General features: G+C 67.1%; 10 protein-coding genes and 4 tRNA genes. 12 read left to right on the top strand and 2 right to left on the bottom strand.

Annotated features, from left to right (window positions below):
• Positions 1-32: 32 nt before the first annotated feature.
• Positions 33-3,563, bottom strand: a complete 3,531-nt coding sequence (locus IWH25_RS05935; protein WP_203388410.1) for an indolepyruvate ferredoxin oxidoreductase family protein — start codon at positions 3,561-3,563, stop codon at positions 33-35.
• Positions 3,564-3,806: 243 nt separating this feature from the next.
• On the opposite strand from IWH25_RS05935, the gene IWH25_RS05940 reads away from it, so the two are divergent.
• On the top strand, positions 3,807-4,724 hold the full coding sequence (locus IWH25_RS05940; RefSeq protein ID WP_203388411.1) for a DUF808 domain-containing protein: 918 nt from the start codon (positions 3,807-3,809) through the stop codon (positions 4,722-4,724).
• 9 nt (positions 4,725-4,733) lie between these two features.
• On the opposite strand, the gene IWH25_RS05945 is transcribed toward IWH25_RS05940, so the two are convergent.
• Positions 4,734-6,128, bottom strand: a complete 1,395-nt coding sequence (locus tag IWH25_RS05945) for an FAD-binding oxidoreductase (protein ID WP_203388412.1) — start codon at positions 6,126-6,128, stop codon at positions 4,734-4,736.
• A gap of 162 nt (positions 6,129-6,290) precedes the next feature.
• On the opposite strand from IWH25_RS05945, the gene IWH25_RS05950 reads away from it, so the two are divergent.
• The 11 genes from IWH25_RS05950 to rplL all read left to right on the top strand — a co-directional run bounded on the left by IWH25_RS05950 (position 6,291) and on the right by rplL (position 11,340).
• Positions 6,291-6,375, top strand: a tRNA-Tyr gene (locus IWH25_RS05950).
• Between the two features lie 41 nt (positions 6,376-6,416).
• Positions 6,417-6,490 (top strand) — tRNA-Gly (locus IWH25_RS05955).
• 33 nt (positions 6,491-6,523) lie between these two features.
• Positions 6,524-6,598, top strand: a tRNA-Thr gene (locus IWH25_RS05960).
• 58 nt (positions 6,599-6,656) lie between these two features.
• On the top strand, positions 6,657-7,847 hold the full coding sequence (tuf, locus tag IWH25_RS05965) for an elongation factor Tu (RefSeq protein WP_203388413.1): 1,191 nt from the start codon (positions 6,657-6,659) through the stop codon (positions 7,845-7,847).
• A gap of 47 nt (positions 7,848-7,894) precedes the next feature.
• Positions 7,895-7,970, top strand: a tRNA-Trp gene (locus tag IWH25_RS05970).
• Between the two features lie 23 nt (positions 7,971-7,993).
• Positions 7,994-8,347, top strand: a complete 354-nt coding sequence (gene secE, locus IWH25_RS05975) for a preprotein translocase subunit SecE (protein ID WP_203388414.1) — start codon at positions 7,994-7,996, stop codon at positions 8,345-8,347.
• On the top strand, positions 8,344-8,877 hold the full coding sequence (gene nusG / locus IWH25_RS05980; protein WP_203388415.1) for a transcription termination/antitermination protein NusG: 534 nt from the start codon (positions 8,344-8,346) through the stop codon (positions 8,875-8,877). The genes secE and nusG overlap by 4 nt, the downstream gene beginning before the upstream one ends.
• Positions 8,878-9,020: 143 nt before the next feature.
• A complete protein-coding gene (gene rplK, locus IWH25_RS05985; RefSeq protein WP_203388416.1) occupies positions 9,021-9,452 on the top strand; it encodes a 50S ribosomal protein L11 in 432 nt (143 codons plus the stop codon).
• 1 nt (position 9,453) lies between these two features.
• Positions 9,454-10,152 carry a 50S ribosomal protein L1 gene (rplA, locus tag IWH25_RS05990; RefSeq protein ID WP_203388417.1) on the top strand — a complete coding sequence of 233 codons (699 nt, stop codon included), beginning with the start codon at positions 9,454-9,456 and terminating at the stop codon, positions 10,150-10,152.
• A 256-nt stretch (positions 10,153-10,408) separates the two neighbouring features.
• Positions 10,409-10,912 carry a 50S ribosomal protein L10 gene (gene rplJ / locus IWH25_RS05995; RefSeq protein ID WP_203388418.1) on the top strand — a complete coding sequence of 168 codons (504 nt, stop codon included), beginning with the start codon at positions 10,409-10,411 and terminating at the stop codon, positions 10,910-10,912.
• Positions 10,913-10,968: 56 nt separating this feature from the next.
• Positions 10,969-11,340, top strand: a complete 372-nt coding sequence (gene rplL / locus IWH25_RS06000) for a 50S ribosomal protein L7/L12 (protein ID WP_203388419.1) — start codon at positions 10,969-10,971, stop codon at positions 11,338-11,340.
• Positions 11,341-11,349: the final 9 nt, after the last annotated feature.

Here is an 11,349-nt window from a genome sequence, read left to right on the forward strand (position 1 = left end):
GCATTCTACCCGCAGTGGCTGCGCGCGGCCGTCTACGCCGCTGCGGCGAGCTTGGCGTTGGCGCGCAGCGCGTTGCGCAGGCGTTCGCGTTCGCCGGCGACCGCGGCGACGTGCGCCGCCTTGACGTGGCCGAAGCCGCGGATGCGCTCCGGCACGCTGGCGAGCGCTACCGCGTCGGCCAGCGTTGCGGCGGAGAGGCGGTCGACGATCAGCGCCACGTCGGCCTCGTAGTCGGCGATCAGCTGCCGCTCCATGCGCCGCTCGGCGGTCTTGCCGAAGACGTCGAACGCCGTGCCGCGCAGGAAGCGCAGCTTCGCCAGCAGGCGGAAAGCGCGCAGCATCCACGGGCCGTAGGCCTGCTTCCGCGGATGCCCGCTGTTCGGGTCGGTCGTCGCGACCAGCGGCGGTGCCAGATGGAAGACCAGCCGGTAGTCGCCCGCGAAGGTTTCCTCTATGCGGCGCAGGAAGGCCGGGTCGGCATAGAGCCGCGCCACCTCGTACTCGTCCTTGATCGCCAGCAGCTTGAAGTAGTAGCGGGCGACTGCCTCGGCCAGCGCCGTGCCGCCGAGCGCCGCCTCGGCCGTGCGCACGCGCTCGACCAGCGCGCGGTAGCGCGCGGCGTAGGCGGCGTCCTGGTAGTCGGCGAGAATCTCGGCGCGGCGCGCGACGATTTCGTCGAGGCCGCGCGCCGCGGGCGTCAGCGGCACCACCGCCGCCGGCTCGGCGAAGCGGCGCACCGCCGCCAGGTCGTGCGCGGCGCGGCGGCCCCAGAGGAAGGCGCGATGGTTCTGCGCGACGGCGGTGCCGTTCAGCTCGAAGGCCTTCTCGATCGCCGCCAGCGATACCGGCACCAGCCCCTTCTGCCAGGCCATGCCGAGCAGGAAGGTGTTGGCGAAGATGGCGTCGCCCATCAGCTTGACGGCCAGTTGCTGCGCGTCGACGAAATGCACGTTGCCTTCGCCGCAGGCTTCGACGATGCGCGCCTCCATGCGGTCGAGCGGGAACTGCCAGTCCGGATTGGTCGTGAACTCGGCGGTCGGCGTCTCGGCGAGGTTCACCACCGCCCGCGTCTTGCCGGCGAGCGTCTTCGAGATCGCCTCGTTGCCGGCGCTGACCACCAGGTCGCCGCCGACGATCGCGTCGGCCTCGCCGGTGGCGATGCGCGCGGCGTGGATGTCGGCCGGCCGGTCGGCGATGCGCAGGTGCGAATAGACGGCGCCGAATTTCTGCGCCAGCCCGGTCATGTCGAGCACCGACACGCCCTTGCCGTCGATGTGCGCGGCCATGCCGATCAGCGCGCCGATGGTGACGACGCCGGTGCCGCCGACGCCGGTGACGAGGATGTTGAACGGCTTCCCGGTGTCGACCGGCGCCGGCAGCGGCAGGTCGGCGAAATGCCGCTCGTGCGCCTCGTCGGCGCTGATCGCCTGCGGCTTCCTGAGCTGGCCGCCCTCGATCGTGACGAAGGACGGGCAGAAGCCCTTCAGGCACGAGAAGTCCTTGTTGCACGAGGACTGGTCGATCTGGCGCTTCCTGCCGAACTCGGTCTCGACCGGCACGATCGACAGGCAGTTCGACTGCACGCCGCAGTCGCCGCAGCCCTCGCACACCGCCTCGTTGATGAACACGCGCTTCGCCGGGTCGGCCAGCTTGCCGCGCTTCCGGCGCCGCCGCTTCTCGGTGGCGCAGGTCTGGTCGTAGATCAGGATCGAGACGCTGGGGTACTCGCGCAGCTCGCGCTGCACCGCATCGAGCTCGTCGCGGTGGCGGATCGGGATCGGCTTGCCGCCGATCAGCGCCAGGCCGCCGACCCCGGCGTACTTCTCCGGCTCGTCGGTGACGATGACGATCTTCTCGATCCCTTCGCCCTCGAGCTGGCGCGTCATCTGCGGCACGGTCAGCGTGCCGTCGACCGGCTGGCCGCCGGTCATCGCCACGGCGTCGTTGTAGAGGATCTTGTAGGTGATCGGGTGGCCGGCCGACACCGCCTGGCGGATCGCCAGCAGCCCGGAGTGGAAATAGGTACCGTCGCCGAGGTTGGCGAAGATGTGCTTCTCGGCGGTGAACGGCGCCTGTCCGACCCAGGGTACGCCCTCGCCGCCCATGTGCGTGAAGGTGCCGGTGCTGCGGTCCATCCAGGTCACCATGTAGTGGCAGCCGATGCCGGCAACCGCGCGCGAACCTTCCGGTACGCGCGTCGAGGTGTTGTGCGGGCAGCCCGAGCAGAAGGTCGGCGTGCGCTGCGCCAGCCGGATCGGCGCCGCCTGCGCACGCTGCTTGGCCTCGATCAGCGCCAGCCGTGCCTGGATGTGCGGCGAGGTGAAGAAGCGCTCGATGCGGGCGGCGATGACGCGTGCGATATGCGCCACCGACAGCTCGCCGGCGGCCGGCAACAGCCATTCGCCGTGCGTGACGTGACCGCGGCCGTCCGGGATCGACGCCCACTCGCCCTTTTCGTCGAACTTGCCGATGACGCGCGGGCGCACGTCCTCGCGCCAGTTGTAGAGTTCCTCCTTGAGCTGGTATTCGATCAGCTGGCGCTTCTCCTCGATCACCAGGATCTCCTCCAGCCCTTCCGCGAACTCGCGCACGCCGTCGGCTTCCAGCGGCCAGACCATGCCCACCTTGTACAGGCGGATGCCGATCTCGGCGGCGAGCGCGTCGTCGATGCCCAGCTCGTCGAAGGCCTGGCGCACGTCGAGGTAGGACTTGCCGGCGGTGATGATGCCCAGCCGCGGCGCCGGCGAGTCGATGACGACGCGGTTCAGCCGGTTGGCGCGGGCGTAGGCGAGCGCGGCGTAGAGCTTGTGGTGCAGCAGCCGGCGCTCCTGCTCGTGGCGGTCGTCCGGCCAGCGGATGTTGAGGCCGCCTTCCGGCAGCTCGAAGTCGGTCGGCGTGACGATGGGCAGCGACAGCGGATCGATGTCCACCGAGGCCGAGGTCTCGACGGTGTCGGCGAGCGCCTTCAGCGCCACCCAGCAGCCGGAGTAGCGGCTCATCGCCCAGCCGTGCAGGCCGTAGTCGAGGTACTCCTGGACGTTCGCCGGGTACAGCACCGGCATCATCACCGCCTTGAAGAAGTGGTCGGTCTGGTGCGGCAGCGTCGACGACTTGGCGTTGTGGTCGTCGCCGGCGATCACCAGCACGCCGCCGTGCGGCGAGGTGCCGGCGGCGTTGGCGTGGCGGAAGACGTCGCCGCAGCGGTCGACGCCCGGCCCCTTGCCGTACCACATGCCGAAGACGCCGTCGTATTTCGCGCCGGGGAACAGGTTGACCTGCTGCGAGCCCCACACCGCGGTGGCGGCGAGGTCTTCGTTGACGCCCGGCTGGAAGACGATGTGCTGCGGTTCGAGAATCTTCTTCGCCGCCCAGAAGGCCTGGTCGACGCCACCGAGCGGGCTGCCGCGGTAGCCGGAGACGAAGCCGGCGGTGTTGAGTCCGGCGGCCGCGTCGCGCTGCCGCTGCAGCAGGGGCAGGCGGACCAAGGCTTGCGAGCCGGTGAGAAAGACACGTCCCGAGGCGCGGGTGTACTTGTCCTCGAGCGTGATCGAGAGATCGCTCATTGTGAGACTCCTCCGTTGGCTGTGATCCGGTCACGTTCTTGTGGAGCGAGCCGGGTTGATGTCGTGCGTCGCGGGTAGGCGACGCATGCATTGTATGGGACAGCGAATCCGCCGTAACGTTGCGGCGCAGCAGCGGCGGCGGCGCCGCCGATGCCGGCTGTATATAATCGCGGCTTTCGCCGGCGTGCCGTCCCCGGGACCGCCGGCGCCGCGTCTTCCAACCGCCACGACAACGGAGCCCCCATGGCCGGCGCCAGCCTCCTCGCCCTCCTCGACGACATCGCGACGATCCTCGACGACGTTTCCATCATGACCAAGGTGGCGGCGAAGAAGACCGCCGGCGTGCTCGGCGACGACCTGGCGCTGAACGCCGAGCAGGTCGCCGGCGTGCGCGCCGAGCGCGAACTGCCGGTGGTGTGGGCGGTGGCCAAGGGCTCGCTGCTGAACAAGACGATCCTGGTGCCGACGGCACTGGCGATCAGCGCCGTGGCGCCGATGCTGGTGCTGCCGCTGCTGATGGTCGGCGGCCTCTATCTGTGCTTCGAGGGCGTCGAGAAGCTGGCGCACAAGTGGCTGCATCGCGCCGACGAGCTTGCCGCCGAGCATGATGCCGAGCTGGCGGCGGTGGCGGACGAGAGCGTCGACCTCGTCGCCTTCGAAAAGGAGAAGATCAAGGGCGCGGTCCGCACCGACTTCGTGCTCTCCGCCGAGATCCTCGTCATCGCGCTCGGCACCGTCGCCGACAAGCCGTTCGCGGTGCAGGCGTCGGTGCTGGTCGGCATTGCGCTGATCATGACGGCGGGGGTTTATGGCCTGGTGGCGGCGATCGTCAAGATGGACGACGTCGGCGCCCATCTCGTCGCCCGCGGCAGTGCCGCGGCGAAGGCCGTCGGTCGCCTGCTGCTGGCGGCGGCGCCGCGCATCATGAAGGCGCTGACGGTGATCGGCACGCTGGCGATGTTCCTCGTCGGCGGCGGCATCCTGACGCACGGCGTGCCCGCCGTGCACCACGGCATCGAGTCGGCGGCGGCCGCCGCCGGGTTTGCCGCGCCGTTGGTCGCCGCCGCGCTCGATGCGCTGGTCGGCGTGCTCGCCGGCGCGCTGGCGCTGGCGGCGATGACGCTGCTCGGCCGCCTGCGCGGCACGCCGGCGGCGCCCTGAGCGCGGCGGTCAGGGCAGAATCTTGCCCGGGTTGAGCAGATCGTCCGGGTCGAGTGCGCGCTTGAGCGCGCGCATCACGTCGACGGCGCCGTCGCCGTGTTCGCGCAGCATGAACTTCTTCTTGCCCAGCCCGATGCCGTGCTCGCCGGTGCAGGTGCCTTCCATCGCGAGCGCCCGCTCGACGACGCGCTCGTTGATCCATTCCGCCTCGGCCATCTCCTTCTCGTTGGCCGGGTCGACCAGCACGACCAGGTGGAAGTTGCCGTCGCCGACGTGACCGAAGAGCATGATCGGGATCGACACCTGCGCGAGGTCCGCGTTGGTCGCCGCGATGCACTCGGCGAGCCGCGAGATCGGCACGCAGACGTCGGTCGGGAAGGCGCGGCCGCCGGGCTTCAACTGCAGGCAGGCGAAATAGGCGTCGTGGCGCGCCTGCCACAGGCGGGTGCGCTCCTCGGGGCGCGTCGCCCACTGGAAATGCTCGCCGCCGTGCTCGCCGGCGATCTGTTGCACGAATTCGGCCTGTTCGGCGACCGCGGTTGCGCTGCCGTGGAACTCGAAAAACAGCGTCGGCCGCTCCGGCAGCGTCGTCTTGCTGAAGCGGTTGATCGCGGTCAGCGTCAGCGCGTCGAGCAGCTCGATGCGCGCCACCGGCACACCCATCTGGATGGTCTGGATGACGGTGTTCACTGCCGCGTCGACATCGGGGAAGGTGCAGACGGCGGCCGACATCGCTTCCGGCACCGGGTAGAGCCTGACCGTCAGTTCGGTGACGATGCCGAGGGTGCCTTCCGAACCGACGAACAGCCGGGTCAGGTCGTAGCCGGCCGAGGATTTCTTCGCCCGGCCGCCGGTGCGGATGATGCGGCCGTCGGCGAGCACCACCGTCATCGCCATCACGTTCTCGCGCATCGTGCCGTAGCGCACGGCGTTGGTGCCCGAGGCGCGCGTCGCCGCCATGCCGCCGAGCGAGGCGTCGGCACCGGGGTCGATCGGGAAGAAGAGGCCGGTTCCTTTCAGCGCCTCGTTCAGCTGCTTGCGCGTGACGCCGGCCTGCACCGTCGCGTCGAGATCCTCGGCGTGGATGGCGAGCACGCGGTTCATGCCCGAGAGATCGATGCTGACGCCGCCGCGCACGGCGAGCAGGTGGCCCTCGACCGAGCTGCCGGCGCCGTAGGGGATCACCGGCACCCGGTGCTCCCGGCAAAGGCGGACGATCGCCGCGACCTCGTCGGGCGATTCGGCAAAGGCGACCGCGTCCGGAGGTTCCGGGGCGTGCACCGATTCGTCGCGGCCATGCTGCAGGCGGACCGACTCGCCCTGCGAGAAGCGTTGGCCGAGGCGCTCGCGCAGTGCGGCGACGAGAGGTTCCGGGAGCGGCGGATGGGGGGCAGGGCGGGTCATCGGGTCGGGCGGATGGTGGTCGGGTGAGCCGGATTCTAGTGCCTCGCCGCCGAAAAGCCAGCGACGGGTCGCATCCTGGCGGGTTTTTTGCTAAGATGCGCAGCCTATTTCGCGAAAGCATTTGACAGCGGTTGTGCAAATGCTGATAATCTCCGGTTTCCCGGAGGGATACCCAAGCGGTCAACGGGAACAGACTGTAAATCTGTCGGCTCTGCCTTCGAAGGTTCGAATCCTTCTCCCTCCACCAAAAAAATTGTCGCGAACGTTGTAGTCGTGGTTCTGGTTTGTGCGGGTGTAGCTCAATGGTAGAGCTGAAGCCTTCCAAGCTTAAGACGAGGGTTCGATTCCCTTCACCCGCTCCACTCCGCGACAGGTAGTTTGCTGTAGCCGGGTTTGCCCATGTAGCTCAGTGGCAGAGCACTCCCTTGGTAAGGGAGAGGTCGGCAGTTCAATCCTGCCCATGGGCACCATTCGCTGGTGCAACCGAATCGAAATCGTTGATCTTTTTATATTTGAGGAAGCGGGAAAATGGCCAAAGGTAAATTCGAACGTACGAAGCCGCACGTGAACGTGGGCACGATCGGTCACGTTGACCATGGCAAGACGACGCTGACGGCGGCGATCACGACCGTTCTGTCGCGCAAGTTCGGTGGTGAGGCGAAGGCCTACGACCAGATCGACGCGGCGCCGGAAGAGAAGGCGCGCGGCATCACGATCAACACCGCACACGTCGAATACGAAACCGCGACCCGTCACTACGCCCACGTTGACTGCCCGGGCCACGCCGACTACGTCAAGAACATGATCACCGGTGCCGCCCAGATGGACGGCGCGATCCTCGTCTGCTCGGCTGCCGACGGCCCGATGCCGCAGACCCGCGAGCACATCCTGCTGGCCCGCCAGGTCGGCGTGCCGTTCATCATCGTCTACCTGAACAAGTGCGACATGGTTGACGACGCCGAACTGCTCGAGCTGGTCGAGATGGAAGTCCGCGAACTGCTCTCCAAGTACGAATTCCCGGGCGACGACGTGCCGATCATCAAGGGCTCGGCGCTGAAGGCTCTCGAAGGCGACCAGTCCGAGATCGGCGAGCCGTCGATCTTCCGCCTGGCCGACGCGCTGGACAGCTACATCCCGACGCCCGAGCGCGCCATCGACCAGCCGTTCCTGCTGCCGATCGAAGACGTCTTCTCGATCTCGGGCCGCGGCACCGTGGTGACCGGCCGCGTCGAGCGCGGCATCATCAAGGTCGGCGAGGAGATCGAGATCGTTGGTATCAAGCCGACGACCAAGACCACCTGCACCGGCGTTGAAATGTTCCGCAAGCTGCTCGACCAGGGCCAGGCCGGCGACAACGTCGGCGTGCTGCTGCGCGGCACCAAGCGCGAGGAAGTCGAGCGCGGCCAGGTGCTGGCGAAGCCGGGTTCGATCACCCCGCACACCCACTTCACGGGTGAGGTGTATGTGCTGTCGAAGGACGAGGGCGGCCGTCACACCCCGTTCTTCAACAACTACCGTCCGCAGTTCTACTTCCGCACGACCGACGTGACCGGTGCGATCTCGCTGCCGGAAGGCACCGAGATGGTGATGCCGGGCGACAACATCAGCATGACCGTCAAGCTGATCGCCCCGATCGCCATGGAAGAAGGTCTGCGCTTCGCGATCCGCGAAGGCGGCCGCACCGTCGGCGCCGGCGTCGTGGCGAAGATCATCGAGTAAGACGGATTGGCGGGGCATCCCTTCGGGCGCCCCGCAGTCTCTGCCGCAGGGGCATAGCTCAATTGGCAGAGCGTCGGTCTCCAAAACCGAAGGTTGGGGGTTCGAGACCCTCTGCCCCTGCCACCAACAATTAAGACGCGATAGAAATGGCCGACAAGATCAAGTTTGCGCTGGCGCTGGTTCTCCTTGCTGCCGGCGTAGTTGGCTTTTACCTGCTCGCCGAGCAGGCCATGATCCTGCGGGTCCTTGCGGTCCTCGCGGGTGTCGCCGCTTCCGTCGCGGTGGCGTGGTTCACCGAGCCGGGCCAGCGTTTCTTCGTCTTCGCCCAGGAGGCGGCGGCGGAAACCAAGAAGGTGGTCTGGCCTTCGCGCAAGGAAACGATGCAGACGACCGGGGCGGTGTTCGCCTTCGTCGTCGTCATGGCGGTTTTTCTCTGGCTGACTGACAAGAGCCTGGAGTGGGTGTTCTACGACCTGATCCTGGGCTGGAAGAAATCATGAGCAAGCGCTGGTATGTCGTTCACGCCTACTCGGGCTTCGAGAAGAGCGTTCAGCGGGCGCTGACCGAGCGCGTCGCCCGGTCGGGCATGCAGGACCTGTTCGGCCGCATCCTGGTGCCGGTCGAGGAAGTCGTCGAGCTGAAGGGCGGCCAGAAGAGCATCTCCGAACGCAAGTTCTTCCCCGGCTACGTGCTGGTGGAAATGGAGATGAACGACGACACCTGGCATCTGGTCAAAAGCACGCCGAAGGTCACCGGCTTTGTCGGCGGCACGGCGACCAAGCCGACGCCGATTTCCGAGAAGGAAGTCGACAAGATCATGCAGCAGATGCAGGAGGGGGTCGAGAAGCCCCGTCCCAAGGTGCTGTTCGAGATCGGCGAAGTGGTTCGCGTCAAGGAAGGTCCGTTCACCGACTTCCACGGCTCGGTCGAGGACGTGAACTACGAAAAGAACAAGCTGCGGGTGTCGGTCACGATCTTCGGTCGGGCGACGCCGGTGGAGCTCGAGTTCGCCCAGGTCGAGAAGGCCTAAGGTCTTCCGCCGGGCGTTTCGGCGTTTTTTCGGGGGTTTGCCTGCCCCGGCCCGCAAGGGCGAAGCAGGCAAAAGAGGAGCGTCAGTAGCCGGGTGCGCAAATCCGGCGAGCGCGCGTTACAACTCACGATTCAGGAGCCATCATGGCAAAGAAGATCGTCGGCTATATCAAGCTGCAAGTGCCGGCGGGCAAGGCCAATCCTTCGCCCCCGATCGGTCCCGCGCTGGGTCAGCGCGGCCTCAACATCATGGAATTCTGCAAGGCTTTCAACGCCCAGACGCAAAAGCTGGAGCCGGGCCTGCCGATCCCCGTGGTGATCACCGCCTACGCGGACAAGTCCTTCACGTTCATCATGAAGACGCCGCCGGCGACCGTCCTCATCAAGAAGGCGTCCGGCGTGCAGAAGGGCAGCGCGAAGCCGCATACCGACAAGGTCGGCAAGCTGACCCGCGCCCAGTGCGAGGAAATCGCCAAGGCCAAGATGCCGGACCTGACGGCCGCCGACATGGATGCCGCCGTGCGCACCATCGCCGGTTCCGCCCGTTCGATGGGCATCACCGTGGAGGGCCTCTGAGATGGCTAAGCTCACCAAGCGCCAGAAGGCCCTCGCGGGCAAGATCGACCGCAACAAGCTGTACGCCGCCACCGAGGCGCTGACGCTGGCCAAGGCAGTGGCCACCGCCAAGTTCGACGAGTCGATCGACGTCGCCGTCAACCTCGGCATCGACGCGCGCAAGTCGGACCAACTGGTCCGCGGCTCCGTCGTGCTGCCGGCGGGTACCGGCAAGAGCGTCCGCGTCGCCGTGTTCGCCCAGGGCGACAAGGCCGAGGCCGCCAAGACCGCCGGTGCCGACATCGTCGGTTTCGACGACCTCGCCGCCGACGTCAAGGCCGGCAACATGAACTTCGACGTGGTCATCGCCACGCCGGACGCGATGAAGGTCGTCGGCCAGCTCGGCCAGATCCTCGGTCCGCGCGGCCTGATGCCGAACCCGAAGGTCGGTACCGTGACCATGGATGTCGCCACTGCGGTGAAGAACGCCAAGGCCGGTCAGGTCCAGTACCGCACCGACAAGGCCGGCATCGTGCATGCCACGATCGGCCGCGCCTCGTTCGAGGTCGACAAGCTGGAACTGAACCTGAAGGCGCTGATCGAAGCGCTGCAGAAGGCCAAACCGGCCGCCGCCAAGGGTCAGTACCTGAAGAAGATCGCCGTCTCCAGCACGATGGGGCCCGGCGTGCGCATCGACCAGACGTCGCTGGCTGCGCAGTAACGGAATTACCCCCGGGCTCGCCCGGGGTCGAGCTTTGAGCTGTCGCCCGGAGGTTTCGGGCGGCAGATCGTCAAAGACCGCAGGTGTGGGGATGTCAGTCCTCACTTAAGCGAAAGGCCTGCGCAGACGGTGTACTCAGAACAGGATTTACGCCGCGCGAGAACGCAATGTCTGGTGCGGCTTCCTCCTGATCCAGGTCGCCGTGGGTGCGGCGGGGTTGTCCCGCCGTGTGTGGACTTGAAAGGAGAAAGGACCTATGGGTCTCAATCTTGACGACAAGAAGGCCGTAGTGGCCGAGGTGTCGGCACAGGTGGCCGGTGCGCAGACGATGGTCGTCGCCGAATACCGTGGCATCGAGGTGAGCGATCTCACCGTGCTGCGGAAGAAGGCGCGCGAGTCGGGCGTGTACCTGCGCGTGCTGAAGAACACCCTCGTGCGTCGCGCCGTTGCGGACACCCCGTTCGCCGGCCTCGCCGAGTCGATGGTCGGTCCCCTGATCTACGCAATCTCCGAAGACGCCGTGGCCGCCGCCAAGGTGCTCAACGACTTTGCCAAGGGTAACGACAAGCTGGTCCTGAAGGCGGGCTGCTACAGCGGCAACGTCCTCGACAAGGCCGGCGTCCAGGCGCTCGCTTCCATTCCCAGCCGCGAGGAGCTCCTCGCCAAGCTGCTCGGTGTCATGCAGGCGCCGGTGTCGGGCTTCGCCGGTGCGCTTGCCGCGCTGGCCAAGAAGCGCGAGGAAGAAGGCGCCGCCGCCTGACCGCTACGACCGAATCGCAACATTTACGCAAGAATCTGTTTTAGGAGCTAATGCAAATGGCTATCAGCAAAGAAGACATCCTTGAAGCCGTCGCCGGTATGACGGTCATGGAACTGAACGACCTGGTCAAGGCGTTCGAAGAGAAGTTCGGCGTCTCCGCCGCCGCCCTGGCCGTCGCCGCCCCGGGCGCCGCCGCCGCCCCGGCCGCCGAGGAGAAGACCGAGTTCACCGTCGTCCTGGCTGCCGCCGGCGACAAGAAGGTGGAAGTCATCAAGGTCGTCCGTGCCGCCACCGGCCTGGGCCTCAAGGAAGCCAAGGACCTCGTCGATGGCGCGCCGAAGCCCGTCAAGGAAGCCATTCCGAAGGCCGACGCCGACGCCCTCAAGAAGCAGCTCGAGGACGCGGGCGCCAAGGTCGAGATCAAGTAATCTCGGCTC

The sequence above is a fragment of the Azospira restricta genome (genome assembly GCF_016858125.1).
GTDB lineage: Bacteria > Pseudomonadota > Gammaproteobacteria > Burkholderiales > Rhodocyclaceae > Proximibacter > Proximibacter restrictus.

Bases quoted from the DNA above. Each gene is read 5' to 3' on its own strand.
- secE (WP_203388414.1), top strand. From the start codon at position 7,994: ATGGCCGACAAGATCAAGTTTGCGCTGGCGCTGGTTCTCCTTGCTGCC.
- rplJ (WP_203388418.1), top strand. From the start codon at position 10,409: ATGGGTCTCAATCTTGACGACAAGAAGGCCGTAGTGGCCGAGGTGTCG.
- rplK (WP_203388416.1), top strand. From the start codon at position 9,021: ATGGCAAAGAAGATCGTCGGCTATATCAAGCTGCAAGTGCCGGCGGGC.
- IWH25_RS05935 (WP_203388410.1), bottom strand. From the start codon at position 3,563: ATGAGCGATCTCTCGATCACGCTCGAGGACAAGTACACCCGCGCCTCG.
- IWH25_RS05945 (WP_203388412.1), bottom strand. From the start codon at position 6,128: ATGACCCGCCCTGCCCCCCATCCGCCGCTCCCGGAACCTCTCGTCGCC.
- tuf (WP_203388413.1), top strand. From the start codon at position 6,657: ATGGCCAAAGGTAAATTCGAACGTACGAAGCCGCACGTGAACGTGGGC.
- nusG (WP_203388415.1), top strand. From the start codon at position 8,344: ATGAGCAAGCGCTGGTATGTCGTTCACGCCTACTCGGGCTTCGAGAAG.
- IWH25_RS05940 (WP_203388411.1), top strand. From the start codon at position 3,807: ATGGCCGGCGCCAGCCTCCTCGCCCTCCTCGACGACATCGCGACGATC.
- rplA (WP_203388417.1), top strand. From the start codon at position 9,454: ATGGCTAAGCTCACCAAGCGCCAGAAGGCCCTCGCGGGCAAGATCGAC.
- rplL (WP_203388419.1), top strand. From the start codon at position 10,969: ATGGCTATCAGCAAAGAAGACATCCTTGAAGCCGTCGCCGGTATGACG.